Raw genomic sequence first — 15,456 nt, 5'->3', positions numbered from 1 at the left:
GGTTGGCCGCTCAGCCCGACGCGACTGTCGGTTGGGTCTGCACCGGGCGAGCCGCTTTGCCCATCTGGCGGGCCTTGCCGACGAGGTCGGGGCGTCAGCTCACGGTCACCGGGATGCCGTTGAGGACACCGTTGCCAGAGGGCTCGTCGAGCAAGGTGGGCGGGGACAGCACGTTGGTGTTGACTCCAGGTGCGCTGTTGGCCACCGCCAGCCGGGTGCCCGGTTTGCCGTGCCCCCAACCGTGGGGCATCGAGACCACGCCCGGTTTGATCGCCGAGGTGAGTTCGACGGGCACCGTGATCTCGCCGGCCGACGATCTCACCGTCACGGTGTCGTTGTCGGTGATGCCGTTGCGGGCTGCGTCGTCCGGATGCATCAGCAGCGTGCAGCGATCCTTGCCCTTCATCAGCGCCGGCACGTTGTGCAGCCAGGAGTTGTTCGATCGCAGGTGTCTGCGATTGACCAGGACCAACTGCTCGGCCGGCCGATCCATTCTGGATGCCAGCCGGGGCAGATCGTCCAGGAGGTATTGCGGGGCCAGCCGGATCTTTTTCTCCGGGGTCCCCAAAATGTCCGGTAACTGCGACACCATGGGTCCGAAGTCGATGCCGTTCGGATTGGCCTTGAGCATGTCCAGCGTCAGTCCGCCGGGCTTCTGGCCGTAGCGATCGCCGAACGGACCGGTCCGCAATGTCAGATCCAAAATCCGCTCTGGCCCGCCCGCCCAGCCGTCATGCTCGTAGCGTTTACGGATCGCCGCACCGTCAAATCCCTTGGTAAAAGCCAGATAATCAAAGAATCCGTCATCGATCGCGGCGACGTCGACGTCCTCGGCCGGCGTGCCGGTGCACAGCCCGGTCAGCCGAATCAGGATCTCCCACTCGTGCGGGCGATCGCCCGGATCGAAGACCTGCGCGGAGTACTTCGCAAAGCTGCGGATCGCGAATTGCAGCACCAGATCATCGTGATGGGGCTGTTCGAGCGGCGACAGCCCGGGCAGAATCACATCCGCGTGCCGCGTCGTCTCATTGAGCCAAAGGTCAACGGAGATCATCGCTTCCAGCGAAGACAGCGCTTCGTCGAGCTTGTCACCGCCGGGTGTGGACAGCACCGGGTTGCCGGCGATCGTGATGAGCGCCCGGAGCTGCCCATCTCCCGGGGTGGCGATCTCTTCGGCTAGACAGGACACCGGCGCCTGGCCCAGGACTTCCTTCGCACCGCGCACCCGGGTATGCCAGCGACCGAATTCGGCGACGCCACCTTCTAGACCCGGCAATGGTTGCGTGGTGATAGACCAGGCAGCGGGCCGGGGGAACATGGCGCCGCCGGGGGTGTCGAAGTGGCCAGTCAAGATGTTGATCACGTCGACCAGCCAGCTCGCTAGACTGCCGAACTCCTGATTGCACAGGCCGATTCGGCCGTATACCACCGACTTGTGGGTACCGGCGAGCTCGCGAGCCAGCCGCCGGATGCGCTCCTCCTCGATGCCCGTGACCGCGCTCACCCGGGCCGGCGGCCAGTCCGCGGCAACCCGACGCATCGTGTCGACGCCGTCGACATGGGGCCCCGGGTTGACCAGGTCCTCGTCAAACAGCGTGTGTGCGACCGCCAGTAGCAGCGCCGCATCGGTGCCGGGCACGATGGGCAGCCACTCATCGGCACGCGCGGCGGTGACCGTGCGGACCGGGTCGATCACGATGACCTTGCCTCGTTGACGAATCGCGTCGATCAGGCCCATTACGTCGGGCGCGGCCAGCAGCGAGCCCTGGGATGCGGCGGGGTTGGCGCCCATGATGACCAGGAGGTCGGTGCGTTCGATGTCGGGTACCGGAAACGTCCACCAGCCCCCGTACATCAGGTGCGACGAGAGGTTTTTCGGCCACTGGTCGACCGTGCCCGGCGAATAGGTGACCGGCATGCCGGACATGCCCAGCAGCACACCGGCATAGCGAGCCAGGGAGAAAGAGTGCGCCAATGGATTACCGGTGTAGGCGGTGACCGCGCCGATGCCGTAGGTGTCGATCACCGGGGCCAGCAATTCGGTGCAGCGGCGAAATGCCGCGTCCCAGCTCACCTCGTGCCATTGTCCGTCGACCTTGATCATCGGGTGCCGGATGCGGTCCGGGTCGTCATGCAAGGCGCCCAACGACGCGCCTTTGGGGCAGATGTGTCCGCGGCTCCACACGTCGTCGCGGTTGCCCCGGATGCCGACCACCCGACCGCCGGACGGGCCGTTGGCTACCCGAATCTCCAAGCCGCACATGGCTTCACAAAGCGGGCACGTGTGCAGGTGCCTGTCATCATCGACCGTGGCCATGCACCCACCTTATTCCGCTACGCGCAGTCGCGGAAGTGGCTCCGGCCGATCGGCGGGGTCGAGCACCGCGGCCTTAGCGCCCTGCTGCGAGCGCCGATGCCGCTCGGTAGCCTCCTCGGAGGCCAGCGCGGTAGCCACGTCACGCGGGTAGCTGCGCCGGGCCACCGTCAGGATCAGGGTGCCCGCCAGGAACAGCGCGGTGAGCATGATCAGAAACGTCTGCGTCAGCCCGGTCGATGCGGTTGCCACCTGGCCGGGCGCGCGCCGCTGCGGCGCCAACTGCATGGATACCAGGGCGAAAACCAGCGGGGCTGCCGCCGTGAAGCCGGACCGTAGGGTGGTGCGGATCGCCTCGGCCCTCCCCCACAACCTGGAGTGCATGATGTCCAGTCGCGCCGCGTCCAGTGGCGGATTGACCCCGCCCAGCCCGATCGCCGCGAGGAAGGCCGCCACCACGGCGATGACGACGTTATCGGTGAGCAGCGCGGGTACGAAGAACCCGCCCGCAACCAGAAATGCCGAGCCGGCGACGCCCAACCGGGCGCCGAGGTAACCGCGGCCGATCAACCAATCCGCGAGGCGCCCGGCACACAGCGTTCCGATCAGCGCGCCCACTCCGATGATCGCGATCAACGAAATCGCCAGTGTCTGGCTGATCCGGAATCGGCTGCGCAGCAGCGCGACCGCGAAGGTGCCCAGCCCCGTGTAGAAGAAGTATCCGAACGCCGACGCGACTATCAGGGCCACGTTGGTCCGAATTTTCAGTACATAGCCCACCGCCCAGCGCAGGGACCGGCCTTCCGGGCTCTCCTGCAGAACGAGGTGTGGGTGCGCGCTGACGCGTTGGGCGACCACCGCTGCCGCCAGGGTGTCGTTCGCGCAGTCCCGACGATCGCTGCCCGCACTCGCGCCGAATGTGTCGCCGCCACGCGGGGGTTCGGGCACCGTCCTGGCCAAGGCGAGCGTGAGCAGCAATCCGGCCACCGCCAGCCACAGGAAACTCAACCGCCATGTGATGGCGGCCAACCAGCCCGAAACCAGCACCCCCAGCGCGGTGCAGATTCCCTCACCCGCCAAGACGAAGCCGTAGATTCGCCCCCGCTCATGCTGAGCGAAGAAATCGCCCATCAGGGACGCGACAACCGGGCCGCCAACCGCCACGACCACCCCGAGTGCGACCCGGCTGGCCAGCAGCCAGCCGTACCCGGCGCTGATACCGCCGAGGGCCATGGCCACCGACCAGATCAAGACGGTGATCCACAGCACGCGGGTGCGGTTGACCCGGTCGGCCAGCGTCCCCGACACCAGCATGACGACGATCCCGATCGCGGTCGACGCCGTTACCAGCAGGCCGACCTGCAAGTTGGTGATCCCGAAGGCCTGTTTCAAGGCCACGGCGAGGGCGCCGATGGTGCCGTTGCTGGCGCCTTCCAACCCGACCACCAAGGCCAGCAGCACGATCACCCGCATCCGGGCCGGACCGCCGACTGCATCGGCAAGCCCGCCCCTGATGGCGCGACCGTTGGTGGTCATCTCAGCGCATTCGCCCCGAGTCCCTCCGGCCCGGGAGCCACGCCCTGGCGATGGTGAGCCCTCACTACACCAGGATGCCCCGATAGTCGCGCGAGAAACAGCTGCGGTCACGAGCCGGTCGGCAATGTGGCCAGGGCCCGCCGGGCGGCCTTCCGGTCAGATTTGCACCCACGGGTCGGTGGCCACCAGATGCGTGCTCTGCAATGCCGCCGCGCGGTGCACGTGCGCGTTCTCGTGATAGCCCGGGTTGGTCACCATGGACACGAACGCCGCCCGCGACGGGTAGCGCACCACGACGATGGCGTCCCAGAAGGGGCGGTCGATATCGCCGGCGACAACGTGGCTGGCTTCGCCCGCGTACTCGATGGTGGCGCCCACCGCTTCCAGAAACGGCATGACCTCTTTGGCGTAGCGCTGATAGTTGGCTACCCCGTCCGGTTTGAACTGCAGCAGGTTGATCATGACCACGGGGGTGTCGAGATCGGCGGCTGCCGCCATCAGGGTGGCTAGCTGGTTCTCGTTGGGTTCGATGGCGGTCATGGGTCACCCACCCCAGCTGGTCAGATCACGCGAGGCGATCCCGTTGGCGGCGCAGTAGCTGGTGTACCGCTCGATGGAGGTCTTGTGGTTTTCCTGCCACAGGATCTTGTTGTCTGCGTCGAGAAAAAGCAGCTCGCCGACCAGGAAGAAGAACACCTCGGTGTCTTCCAGGCTTTCCGGGGTGTGCGATGAGCCGGCCACCTCGTAGACGGTGTCGCCCGCGCGGGAAATCCAGTTGTTCTCCTGGTACCGCCACGCCCCGCTCACGGTGTGGCCTACCACGATGCCGGTGTGGTAGTGCGGTGGAAGTTCCAGTCCGGCAGGAAATTTCATCGACACGATGATTTCGGCGCGCACCGGATCGACCTTCCAGTACTTCAGGAAGACCTGGTCGGTGAGCGGGGTGAACGGAATCCATGGGTTGTCGATGCCGCTCATGTAGTTGACGTCGAGTTCTTGCAGGGTCTGCATTTCTCGTGCTCCTTCATGGTGCCTGTTTGCCGCCGCGATGCGGCTGAGGCAAAACGTAGGAGCAAGAGCCAGCCCCGCGCTCGGTGCGCGGCGACAACCACGCCGACCCCGATTGTGCTCAGATCACAATTCCCCGGAGCGGCCCTGCGCCAGCCCGGGCAGCACCGGCAACAACGCCAGCGCCACCGACAGCTCGAGGACGTCGGCGTCCACGGCACGGCCCAGGATCGCCTCGGCTTGATTCACCCGGTAGCTGACGGTGTTGGGGTGCACGTTGAGTCGCTTGGCCGCCCGCGTTCGGCTGCGATTTTCGGCCAGAAAAACCGCCAGGGTTGTGGCGATCCGATAGGTGTCTTCGTCGGCGGCCGCCAGCCCGCCCAGGACCCGGGTGGCGAAAAAGACGGCGTGGTCGCGATCCGCACTGGCCAGGGCGGCAACCGCGACGCTGCGGTACAGCGTCACGGCGTCAGCGCGTCGCCCCATCAGCGACGCGACGCGATGCGCATACGTCGCCTCGAGATAGCTGCGCCTAAACCCCTTGAGTCCCCGCGCCGGATCGCCAAGGGCCAGCCGTACGCCTGCCGGGGCCCCGGCGACACCGACTTGGGCGTCACGCACGGTCAGGGAGCCTCGACCGCTCATCCATCCGGCGACCGCCAGCGATCCCAGCGTGTGCACCAGCGTGCTCTGCGCGGCGGTGGCGCGCGCCAGGTCGGCGACCACCCGGCCCAGCAGCGGCTGAGCATCGCCGTCCTCGGGCAACCTATCGATCCAGGCGATGACCGCGAGGTGCTGGGTGCTGACGTCATAGCGCAACCGCTTTGATGCCCGTTGCGGGTCGCGCTCGCGCGCGGCGACGATGTCGTCGATCGCGCTGGCGCGCGCGACGGTCGCCCCCCGCAGCCAGGCCTCTCGCTCGACGTCATAGGCCCGCTCGGCGCGCATCAACGCCGCGTCGACGTAGCCGAAGATCCATCCCGTAGCCAGCTCCACCGCTTTCGCCTGCTCGGCAGCGTCTCGGGAATCGGCGGTAATGCGGCCGAACATCCACTGCCACACCAGCTCCTGAGCCAGCCGGTAAAACCGCAACAAGTCCGCCAGCGCAACTTGGCGCGGCACCGCCGCGCGCGCGATGGCCTGGGTCGACGGCGGCAACTCCACTTGGCGCGGGTCGGCGCCGGCCTCGATCACCTGGGCCAGCTGGCGAAGGCTGGCTTCGGTGCTGACCAGGTTCTCTTTGACGGTCTGTTCGTCGGGGAACAATTGCGGCACTTCGGCTTGCATCCGGGCGACCGCGCGCTGGGCCAAGTCGGCGGCCTGAGTACCCATCTCGGCCGCGAGCGGCACCAGAACCCGCCGCCAGACCCGCTGCGCCTCGGCATCGCACGCCGGCGGCCACTGTAGCTCCATGGCCGGAATCTAGTCCCGCTGTCGCGACGTCACAATCACCCCGGCCAACGTTGGCATTTGCGTACGAGACGGCCGCATCGGGGCGACCGTACTTTGCTCACCATGTTCAAACTCAACTCAGGAACCAACACCTCAGATCTCGCTGGCCGAGTGGTGGCGATAACCGGTGCCGGCAGCGGCATCGGCCGCGAACTGGCCCTGCTGTGCGCGCAACGCGGAGCCGATCTCGCGCTCTGCGACATCAACGACACCGCGGTGGCCGATACCGCACAAACCGCCCGCGGGTTCGGACATGACGTCATCACCCGCCGGGTGGACGTGTCCGATCCCGAGCAGATGACCGCCTTCGCCGACGCCACCCTCGGCCACTTCGGCGGGGTGGACCTCCTGGTCAACAATGCCGGAGTTGGCCTCATCGGGGGGTTCCTGGACACCAGCCGTAAAGACTGGGACTGGCTGGTATCGATCAACGTGATGGGTGTCGTCCATGGCTGTGAGGCCTTTCTCCCGGCCATGATCGAGTCCGGTCGGGGCGGACACGTCGTCAACCTTTCCTCGGCCGCGGGTCTGCTTGCCAATCCCGCACTCTCGGCGTACAGCGCAACGAAGTTCGCCGTGTTGGGGCTATCGGAGGCGTTGCGTATCGAGCTCGAGCCCCACCGCATCGGCGTCACCGCGATCTGCCCCGGCGTCATCAACACCGCAATCACCAAGGCCAGCCCGATCCGCGGCGCCGGCGACACCGAGGGGCGCCGGCAGCGCCTGACCGTGACGTATCAGAGGCGCGGATACACGCCCGCGCGTGCGGCCCGCAACATCTTGCGAGCGGTCGAGCGCAACAAGGCGGTCGCGCCGGTCGCCGCCGAGGCGCACGTCATGTACGCGTTGTCACGCATCGTGCCACCGCTGGCCCGCTGGGTGTCCGCACAGATGGCGAAGGCCGCGAAATGACCGCGCCGATCAAAGGTGTCACGCGACCCCAACGGCTCAGCGGCGCGGACGCGTTCATGCTCGGGATGGAGACTCCGCGCGCCTACATGCACACGTTCAAGGTGGCGATCATCGATCCGTCCACCGATGCGCAGGGCTGGTCATTCGACAGGTTCTACGCCGAGGCGGCGCGGCGGATTCATCTACTGCCGATGTTGCGGTGGAAGTGCGTCGAGTCGCCACTAGGCCTGAATCACCCCTATTGGGTGGAAGATCCGGACTTCGAGCTGCGCAACCACATTCGCCGCGTCGCGTGCCCGGCGCCGGGCGACCACAAAAGCCTCTGTGCGGTGATGACAACGATCTATTCGGCACAACTCGAGCGCGATCGCCCATTGTGGCTGATGTGGGTGGTCGAGGGACTCGCCGAGGGCAAAGTAGCGCTGGTCATGTTGGTCCATCATGCCTATGTCGACGGCGTCGGCGCCGCGTGGCTGATGCAGCAGTTCTACCAGCCCCATCGTGGTGTCGGAGCCGCCGAGGCTCCGGACTATCGCCCCGCCCCACTCCCCTCCTGGCCGACCCGGCTGGGCTGGGCCGTGCGGGACTGGCCGGAGACCGTGATCGGCAACCTGCCGAAGGTGGCCACCGGACTATGGCGGAAATTCCTGTTTGACCGCAAGCGCAAGTCGGTCGGCTTGCCGGCGCACCCGTCGGCCCGGCAGATGCAACGAACACCGATCAACGTCAACCTGAGCGCCGGGCGCACATTTGTCTGTGACAGCGTCCCGCTGCAGCACTTCTCGGCCGTGGCCAAGGCACTCGGCGTCACCATCAACGACGTCTTCAGCAGCTGCGCGGCCGGTGCCCTACGACGTCTGCTTGTCGACCTGGACTACGACCCGGACACCCACCCGCTGATCGGCGCTACCCCGTTCGCGGGCGAACGGCCCTTGGGTATGCAGGGTTTGGGTAACTACGCAACCGTGGACTACTGCTGGCTGCGCAGCGACATCGCCGATCCGAGCGCACGGCTGCAAGCCAGCCGCGAGGCGAACACGCAGATGAAAGGGCACATCAAGGCGGTCAAGGAGGCCGGTGCCGATTTCAACTCCGTGATGCAGGTGCTGCCACCGTGGGGCATCAAGATCATCCGCAAGGCGATACACCGCAGCCGAGGACGCTTCGGATTCTTCGGCAACGTGGTGTTATCGAATGTCCCCGGCCCCAAAGAAGCTCTCTACCTAGATCATTGGAAGGTATCGAACTGGTTCTCCACCGGTCAGATCGCTGACGGCACGGCGCTCAACATCACCATGTGGAGCTACTGCGGACAGGCCAACATCTGCATTCTGGCCGACCGCGCGGTGCTCGACGACGGCTGGCGAATGTTCGACTACCTCGTCGATGAACTCAATTCCCTTACCGCAGTGGCGAGCACAAAGGAAGCCGCATGAACACCAACCGAATCAGTCCGATCGATCTGTCCTTCTTGTTGCTCGAGCGGCCCAACCGGCCGTTTCACATGACGGCCTTCACGATCTTCCAGAAACCAAAAGGACAGCATTCGTCGTTCGGCTCACGCCTGTTCGACGCGTATCGGCACAGTAGGGCGATCGAACCCTTCAACTACAGGCTCAGCTGGCCGGGCAGGAATCTCGCGCGGTGGGAAATCGTCGAGCCGGACATGCGAAACCATGTCCAGCACATCGTGTTACCGGGACCCGGTTCGATGGCCCAGTTCTACGAGACGGTGTCATTCCTGAACACCGGGCTGCTCGACCGGGGGCACCCGCTGTGGGAGTGCTACATCATCGATGGGATTGAGGGCGGTCGCATCGCCATCATGCTCAAGGTGCACCACGCGCTCATCGACGGTGAGGGCGGGCTGCGTGCAATGCGCGGTTTCCTGAGCACCTCCCCGCACGACAAGACGCTGGCCGCTCCATGGATGCCGGCACCGAGCTCCCGTGCGCCGCGCCGGCCGCAGCCGCGCGTTTCGCGCCGGCAGTGGCTGCAACGCGGCCTCACCGGCATCGCCAAGCTGCCGTCGGATCTGGCCGGCATGGTCGGTGACGCGGTAGACCTCGGCGCGCAAGCACTGCAGCTCAAGCCGCAGCGGGGGGCCCTGCCCTTCGCCGCAAGCCCTACCCTGTTGAACCACACCGCGAAATCGGCGGCACGCGCCTACGCGAATATGGAGTTGCCGCTCGCCGAGTTAAAGGCCGTCGCCAAGGCCACCGATACCTCCATCAACGATGTCGTCATGACGATCGTCGACGACGCTTTGCATCACTACCTCGACGAACACCGGGCGCCGGCCGACCGGCCGCTGGTGGCCTTGATGCCGATGTCGATGCGGTCCCAAGCCGGGGCGGGCAACCAGGTGAGCGCCGAACTCATCGCGATGGGTGCGCCCAAGGCAAACCTCAGGCAGCGCCTGAAGCAGGTCAGCCAGGCCACAACAGCTGCCAAGGACAAAGGGAACGGCATGAAATCGCCCTCACGTCAGGCATATACGCTCTCGCTGTTTGCCAGTCTGGCCATGTCGGATGTGCTGCCCGGGTTCGGCAAGGCGCCCAGCGCCAACCTGGTGATATCGAACATGAAAGGCCCTGCCGAACAACTGTATTTGGCCGGTGCACCGATGGTCTCATTCGGTGGTTTGCCCATCTTGCCGCCGGGAGCCGGGCTGAACGTCACCGTCGCAAGCGTGAACGAGCAACTGTGCCTGGGCATCGGCGCTGCGCCCGAGGCCGTACGCGAGCCCGTCCGGCTTGCCCAACTGATTGAGCAGGCCTTCGGCCAACTACAAACCGACATCGGCAGGTCAGCACCGGCAATCGCTGGTCACCAGGCCGATTCCGCATAAGTCACATCGTCAACCCGCTGGACCGGACAGGAACCACCATGAAGAACATCGGCGCCATGCTCAAACAACGCGCGCATATATCTCCTCGGCTGCAGGCCTACGTAGAGCCCTCGACCAACGTGCGGATGGACTACACCGAGCTGAACATACTGACCAACCGATGCGCCAGCGTGCTGAGGGCGCTCGGGGTCGGCAAGGGCGATCGCGTCGCGCTGTTGATGCCCAACAGTGTCGCGTTCTGCTGCCTGTTCTACGGCGCAGCCAAGCTCGGGGCGGTGGCCGTGCCGCTCAACACCCGCCTTGCGGCACCCGAACTGGGATTCATCCTTGCCGACAGCGGCAGCACCGTCCTGATCTACGACCAGTCGTTGCAACCGGTGGTCACCGCGATCAAAGCCGCAACCGAGCGGTCCCACAACGTCCTCAGCTGGGTGCCGTTGTCGGACGGCGAAGGCTGCCTGGCGCAACGCCTCGAAACCGCCGATGCCGGCGAGCCTGTCTGCGATAGCGGCGGGTCGGACAACCTGTTCATCATGTACACCTCAGGCACCACCGGAAACCCCAAAGGGGTTGTGCATACTCATGACTCGGTGCACACGGCGGCCAGCTCATGGTCACTGACCGTAGACGTGCGCTACCAGGACCGCCTATTGCTGCCGTTGCCGATGTTCCACGTCGCGGCGCTGACCACGGTCATCATGTGCGCCATGCGCGGCGTCGCCCTTGTCTCGATGCCACAGTTCGACCCGGCCAAGGCCTGGTCGCTGATCGTCGACGAGCGGGTTTCGCTGGCCGGCGCCGTACCGGCGATTTTGAACTTCATGCGTTTGGTACCCGAATTCACCGAGCTCGATGCACCCGAGTTCCGTTGCTTCATCACCGGCGGTGCGCCCATGCCCGAGGCGCTGATCAGGATGTATGCCGCCAAGAACATGCAGGTCGTTCAGGGCTACGCACTCACCGAATCATGCGGCGGCGGCACCCTGCTGCTCGGGGAAGACGCCCTGGCCAAGGTCGGCTCGGCCGGACGCGCCACCATGTTCGCCGACGTTCGCGTACGCACCGACGACGGCATGATCGCCGAACGCGGACAGGGCGAGGTGGTGATCAAGTCCGACTTCCTGCTCAAGGAATACTGGAACCGCCCGGACGCCACCCGCGACGCTTTCCACGGCGACTGGTTCCGTACCGGCGATGTCGGCGAGATCGACAGTGACGGCTATCTCTACATCAAAGACCGGATCAAAGACATGATCATCTCCGGTGGTGAGAACATCTACCCGGCCGAGATCGAGAACGTCATCACCGGAATCCCCGGCGTCACCGAAGTGGCCGTCATCGGGTTACCCGACCAGAAATGGGGCGAGATCGCCTGCGCCATCGTGGTGTCCGACCAGGGTGCGGTGAGCGAAGCGGGCATCGTGGAGTTTTGCGCTGCCCGGCTGGCGCGCTACAAGTTGCCGAAAAGATTGATCTTCACCGCGGCCCTGCCCCGCAATCCGGCGGGCAAGGTGCTCAAGCGGGAGCTGCGCGAACTGTATCGGTGAGAGCCCCGGCGCGGTGTCGCGGCTAACCCGACATGCCGGGCGTTCCATACAGCCCACCACCTGCACCGCCGCTGCCGCCGGCTCCGTCGGTGACGCCGCTGCCGCCGGCCCCGCCATTGCCACCGTTGCCGACGAGTGCGGCGTCGCCGCCGTCGCCGCCATCGCCGCCATCGCCACCGGCACCGGCGACACCGGTGCCGCCGCTCTTCGGGTTGACGCCACCGTCTCCGCCGTCACGACCCGCCCCACCGCTGCCGCCGTTGCCACCGCTGCCCCACAGCCAGCCACCGTCCCCACCGCCGGCCCCGGCACCGCCACCGCCGCCGTCGCCGCCATCCCCCGGGTTGCCGACGCCATTACCGCCGTTGCCGCCCATACCCCCGGCACCGCCGGCGCCACCCGAACCTCCGTTGCCGAATAGCCAGGCACCCGCGCCGCCGGCGCCACCGGCACCACCGGCGCTGCCGGCGCCGCCGGTGCCACCCCCGATCTCGCTACCTCGGCCGGCGCCACCTTGCCCGCCCACTCCGCCGGCGCCACCGGACCCGCCGTCACCGAACAACCAACCACCATCGCCCCCGGCGGCACCGGACCCGCCGGCACCGCCAGTGCCACCGCCGCCGCCGATGGAAGCACCGGTGCCGCCCATGCCGCCCATCCCCCCGGCACCGCCGGCCCCGCCCGAACCTCCGTTGCCGGCAAGCCAGCCACCCGCCCCGCCGGAACCGCCTATCCCGCCAACCCCGCCATGCCCGCCGGTACCGCCCGGAGAGGCTCCGCCGGCCGCGCCTACCCGACCCGCACCGCCTTGCCCCCCGGCCCCACCGGCACCGCCGTCGCCCCACAGCCCGGCAGCCCCGCCCACGCCACCGGCGCCGCCGTGACCACCAGTCGGCACGGCGGGCACCCCTGCCCCTCCCGTGCCGCCTACGCCACCAACGCCCCCGTTGCCGTACAGCCAGCCGCCATGCCCGCCGGCGCCACCGGCCCCACCCGCAGCGCCGTTGCCGGCATTAAAGCCGGCTCCACCGGCCCCGCCGTTGCCGATCAGGCCGGCGTCCCCGCCGTTGCCACCCGCGGTGTGTGTCGCGGTGCCCGCCCCGCCGGCTCCGCCGTTACCCCACAACAGCCCACCGGCCGCACCGCTTTGTCCGGGCGCCCCATCGACACCATTGCCGATGAGAGGTCGACCCAACAGTGTCTGGGTGGGCGCGTTGATGGCCGCGAGCAGCTGTTGCTCGATGGCCTGAAGCGGGGATGCATTGGCCGCCTCGGCGAGTGCATACGAACGGTTTGCGGCGCTCAGTGCTTGGGCGAATTGCCGGTGAAATTGCGCCATTTGAGCGCTGATCGCCTGATATTGGACCCCGTGCGCGGAGAACACCGCCGCGATGGCCGCCGACACCTCGTCGCCACCGGCGGACAGCAGCCCCGCCGTACGCGCTGCCGCTGCCGCGTTGGCCGCGGCCAGCGCCGACCCGATCTCGGCCGCATCGCTGGTCGCCGCCGACAGCGCCTCTGGCGCAACCGTCAGGTATGACATGGCCACACTCCCAACGTGACCCGGACGAGCGCCGCGGATCGTGGCGCGAGTCAGGGCGGGGTAATCGAACCCAGCCAATGCGGGCGCATCGGTGCCCAACTGTAGCGCGATGGGCGGCGCTGACCTGGTAGTTTCACCGATCGGGTGGGGGCAATGGGCAACCTGAGCCAGCCCGCCGTCCCCGCGACTCCCAACGCGCCAGCCCCCCTCCCGACCATGCGGTCGGCACGCACCGTCTTGCCGCAGCGACAGCAGGCACGCTCACAACCAAAATAATCTGAACACGCCTTGTAAGCGGTTTGGAAAAGATCTGTATTAGATATGAGATCTGTCGCTATCCTTGGGCAATTATGGACTGCGCGAATTGTTCGACCCCACACGCGGATGCCGCCCGCTTCTGCTCCCGGTGCGGTAGTCCACTGAATCCGGCCATCGATCGGTCCCGACATTTCGCCGCACATCCCGAAGAGCCGGTGCGGGCGCTCGCGGTGATGAGCACGCTGATGCCACACCTGGCGGGCGGGCGCCACCACATCTACCGAGCGATGGTCGCGTTGGCGCTATTGGCGTCGCTGATCGCCGCGGCGTTCGGGATGCTTTCTATCGCATTGGTATTGGCGGCAATTGCGCTGCCTGCGGCCGTCCTGACCTATGTCCACGACCACGATGTGTGGCGACAGGAACCGTTCACCGTCATCGGGGTGGCGTTTGTGCTTTCCCTGCTGCTCGGTGTCGGCGTGGGGATGGTCGAACAGCACTTCACCAAGCCGGTGCTATTGGCCGCACCGGATCGCCAGTTACCACCGCTGTCCCAGATCTTCGAATTGGGCGTGCTCATCCCGGTTGTGGCTTTCGCCGCGGCATTGATTGCGCCGCTGCTGGTGACGGCGCGCAGCGCGTTTCGGCACCCGGTCGATGCCACCGTCGCCTGCTCGCTGAGCGGTTCGGCGCTGTCTTTGGGGCTGAGCGTGGTGGTGGAGCGTGGCGCGTTCACCCATCTCCCGACGACCCATATCGACCCGGCACACGTCGCTTTCATCGCGCTGACACTCGGGTTTTTGCAGCCGATCATCTTGGCCTGCGCTGCCGCCCTGGTCGTGGTGCCGTTACGCGGCACCGGCGGCAACACGGCCCTGGGGCTGCTGGAGGGCGTGGCGTTGGTACTGCTGTACGAACTGGCGACCACCATGCTCACCCCCTACGGGACTCGCGGCATTGTGCTGACCGCGTTGGCCGCATTGGTTCTGGCCGCAGCCGGGCTGGTCGCAACCCGCGCCAGTTTGCATACCGCGCTGCTCGCCGAAGCCCAGGCCGCCCTCACCGGGGACGCCACCTTGACCCGCGCCCCCGATACCCACCAAGTCTGCGCCCACTGCAGCGCGGCAATCGGCAGCGGGAGCGCGTTCTGCCAAGTCTGCGGAACAGCCACGGCCGCACTAGCCAGCCATCCTGCCCCGAACCGCCCCACCAACGGATAGCCGAACCGCGGTACCGCCGGCCTGAAACCACGGCAGAACAAGGAGCCACGATGTCAGCAGCACCGCCACCGGATACTCCCCCGCCACCGCACTACCCGCACGGCGGCGGCCGGGTCGGACACCGATTACACTCGGCCGTCATCATCGCCATCATCGGCGTAGTCATCCTGATCGCCGCAGCCGTGACCGCGGCAATCGTGCTGAGCGGCAAGACCGAGCGATCCAAACCGCCGTCGATTCTGCCCGGTGGCCATGCTGCCATGGCCGCAGCCGCTAGGCCCGGCACTGCCCGATTGCCTGACCCGGAAGCGCCGGTACGCACCCCCGTGACGATGCGGTTGAGGCTGGCCTCGGCCGAGTCAATCGACATCGCCGAAGGCATATCGGTCACGGCCGCGCCGGGCTGGACCCTGGTGAACCGGGGGCCGAACTGGGTGACGCTGCAAAACGGCGACACCAGCGCCCAGATGTACGTCGCCGTCAAGACCACTGATGAGACAGATGTCGTCGCCGCGCTGCGGACCGACATCGCCAGGTTGACCGATCCTTCGTCTGGAGATCTAGCCAACCCGGTGTTGTTCAAGGCCACTACCAAGACCCTGGAAAGCGCCAAGTTCCAGCAGGCCGCGCTGATGGACTACTTCGCCGACGTGTTCACCGAACAAGGCGAGCTTTCGGTCAGCGGCGCCTTCGCCGAATTGCTGAACACCTCCACCCACCAGTCGGCCTTCATCGACTTCAGGCGCACCGCCGATGCACCTAGCCAGGCTCCCGATGACGCCCGAGCCATGATCGACTCCATGCTCTAGCGTTCG

12 protein-coding genes are annotated in these 15,456 nt (G+C 66.7%); 6 read left to right on the top strand and 6 right to left on the bottom strand.

What is annotated here, in order from left to right:
- Positions 1-94: 94 nt before the first annotated feature.
- The 5 genes from CCUG20998_RS12560 to CCUG20998_RS12540 form a co-directional block, all read right to left on the bottom strand.
- The gene (locus CCUG20998_RS12560) at positions 95-2,317 is read right to left on the bottom strand and encodes a molybdopterin-dependent oxidoreductase (protein ID WP_020728883.1); all 2,223 of its coding nucleotides are present in this window, start codon (positions 2,315-2,317) and stop codon (positions 95-97) included.
- 9 nt (positions 2,318-2,326) lie between these two features.
- Positions 2,327-3,850: an MFS transporter gene (locus CCUG20998_RS12555; protein ID WP_020728882.1), complete on the bottom strand. Its 1,524-nt coding sequence runs from the start codon at positions 3,848-3,850 to the stop codon at positions 2,327-2,329.
- A gap of 156 nt (positions 3,851-4,006) precedes the next feature.
- Positions 4,007-4,390, bottom strand: coding sequence for a DUF1330 domain-containing protein (locus tag CCUG20998_RS12550; protein WP_012394326.1), 384 nt, complete (start codon positions 4,388-4,390; stop codon positions 4,007-4,009).
- A 3-nt stretch (positions 4,391-4,393) separates the two neighbouring features.
- Positions 4,394-4,861, bottom strand: a complete 468-nt coding sequence (locus CCUG20998_RS12545; protein WP_011740993.1) for a 2,4'-dihydroxyacetophenone dioxygenase family protein — start codon at positions 4,859-4,861, stop codon at positions 4,394-4,396.
- 123 nt (positions 4,862-4,984) lie between these two features.
- Positions 4,985-6,271, bottom strand: coding sequence for a PucR family transcriptional regulator (locus CCUG20998_RS12540; protein WP_038579619.1), 1,287 nt, complete (start codon positions 6,269-6,271; stop codon positions 4,985-4,987).
- A gap of 102 nt (positions 6,272-6,373) precedes the next feature.
- On the opposite strand from CCUG20998_RS12540, the gene CCUG20998_RS12535 reads away from it, so the two are divergent.
- From CCUG20998_RS12535 to CCUG20998_RS12520, 4 genes are read left to right on the top strand one after another with little or no spacing between them, the layout of a single operon-like run.
- On the top strand, positions 6,374-7,222 hold the full coding sequence (locus CCUG20998_RS12535) for an SDR family NAD(P)-dependent oxidoreductase (protein ID WP_036455647.1): 849 nt from the start codon (positions 6,374-6,376) through the stop codon (positions 7,220-7,222).
- A complete protein-coding gene (locus tag CCUG20998_RS12530) occupies positions 7,219-8,658 on the top strand; it encodes a wax ester/triacylglycerol synthase family O-acyltransferase (RefSeq protein WP_020728879.1) in 1,440 nt (479 codons plus the stop codon). The genes CCUG20998_RS12535 and CCUG20998_RS12530 overlap by 4 nt, the downstream gene beginning before the upstream one ends.
- Entirely contained in the window at positions 8,655-10,073 is a 1,419-nt protein-coding gene (locus CCUG20998_RS12525) for a WS/DGAT/MGAT family O-acyltransferase (protein WP_020728878.1), read from the top strand. The genes CCUG20998_RS12530 and CCUG20998_RS12525 overlap by 4 nt, the downstream gene beginning before the upstream one ends.
- 38 nt (positions 10,074-10,111) lie before the next feature.
- Positions 10,112-11,620 carry an acyl-CoA synthetase gene (locus tag CCUG20998_RS12520; RefSeq protein ID WP_020728877.1) on the top strand — a complete coding sequence of 503 codons (1,509 nt, stop codon included), beginning with the start codon at positions 10,112-10,114 and terminating at the stop codon, positions 11,618-11,620.
- Between the two features lie 22 nt (positions 11,621-11,642).
- Here the strand turns inward: CCUG20998_RS12520 and CCUG20998_RS12515 are convergent, their stop codons facing one another.
- Positions 11,643-13,163 (bottom strand): PE family protein, encoded by a 1,521-nt coding sequence (locus CCUG20998_RS12515; RefSeq protein WP_050674529.1) that lies wholly within the window; start codon positions 13,161-13,163, stop codon positions 11,643-11,645.
- Positions 13,164-13,654: 491 nt separating this feature from the next.
- On the opposite strand from CCUG20998_RS12515, the gene CCUG20998_RS12510 reads away from it, so the two are divergent.
- On the top strand, positions 13,655-14,641 hold the full coding sequence (locus CCUG20998_RS12510) for a zinc ribbon domain-containing protein (RefSeq protein WP_240642848.1): 987 nt from the start codon (positions 13,655-13,657) through the stop codon (positions 14,639-14,641).
- Between the two features lie 50 nt (positions 14,642-14,691).
- A complete protein-coding gene (locus CCUG20998_RS12505) occupies positions 14,692-15,450 on the top strand; it encodes a hypothetical protein (RefSeq protein ID WP_020728873.1) in 759 nt (252 codons plus the stop codon).
- The last annotated feature ends 6 nt before the right edge of the window (positions 15,451-15,456 follow it).

It is taken from the genome of Mycobacterium marinum, assembly GCF_003391395.1.
GTDB lineage: Bacteria > Actinomycetota > Actinomycetes > Mycobacteriales > Mycobacteriaceae > Mycobacterium > Mycobacterium marinum.
Note: the sequence above shows the minus strand (reverse complement) of the source record. Positions and strands in the feature narration are given on the sequence as shown.

What these genes read in the sequence shown, in the direction of transcription:
- CCUG20998_RS12560 (WP_020728883.1), bottom strand. Translation starts at nt 2,317, where the DNA reads ATGGCCACGGTCGATGATGACAGGCACCTGCACACGTGCCCGCTTTGT.
- CCUG20998_RS12555 (WP_020728882.1), bottom strand. Translation starts at nt 3,850, where the DNA reads ATGACCACCAACGGTCGCGCCATCAGGGGCGGGCTTGCCGATGCAGTC.
- CCUG20998_RS12550 (WP_012394326.1), bottom strand. Translation starts at nt 4,390, where the DNA reads ATGACCGCCATCGAACCCAACGAGAACCAGCTAGCCACCCTGATGGCG.
- CCUG20998_RS12545 (WP_011740993.1), bottom strand. Translation starts at nt 4,861, where the DNA reads ATGCAGACCCTGCAAGAACTCGACGTCAACTACATGAGCGGCATCGAC.
- CCUG20998_RS12540 (WP_038579619.1), bottom strand. Translation starts at nt 6,271, where the DNA reads ATGGAGCTACAGTGGCCGCCGGCGTGCGATGCCGAGGCGCAGCGGGTC.
- CCUG20998_RS12535 (WP_036455647.1), top strand. Translation starts at nt 6,374, where the DNA reads ATGTTCAAACTCAACTCAGGAACCAACACCTCAGATCTCGCTGGCCGA.
- CCUG20998_RS12530 (WP_020728879.1), top strand. Translation starts at nt 7,219, where the DNA reads ATGACCGCGCCGATCAAAGGTGTCACGCGACCCCAACGGCTCAGCGGC.
- CCUG20998_RS12525 (WP_020728878.1), top strand. Translation starts at nt 8,655, where the DNA reads ATGAACACCAACCGAATCAGTCCGATCGATCTGTCCTTCTTGTTGCTC.
- CCUG20998_RS12520 (WP_020728877.1), top strand. Translation starts at nt 10,112, where the DNA reads ATGAAGAACATCGGCGCCATGCTCAAACAACGCGCGCATATATCTCCT.
- CCUG20998_RS12515 (WP_050674529.1), bottom strand. Translation starts at nt 13,163, where the DNA reads ATGTCATACCTGACGGTTGCGCCAGAGGCGCTGTCGGCGGCGACCAGC.
- CCUG20998_RS12510 (WP_240642848.1), top strand. Translation starts at nt 13,655, where the DNA reads ATGAGCACGCTGATGCCACACCTGGCGGGCGGGCGCCACCACATCTAC.
- CCUG20998_RS12505 (WP_020728873.1), top strand. Translation starts at nt 14,692, where the DNA reads ATGTCAGCAGCACCGCCACCGGATACTCCCCCGCCACCGCACTACCCG.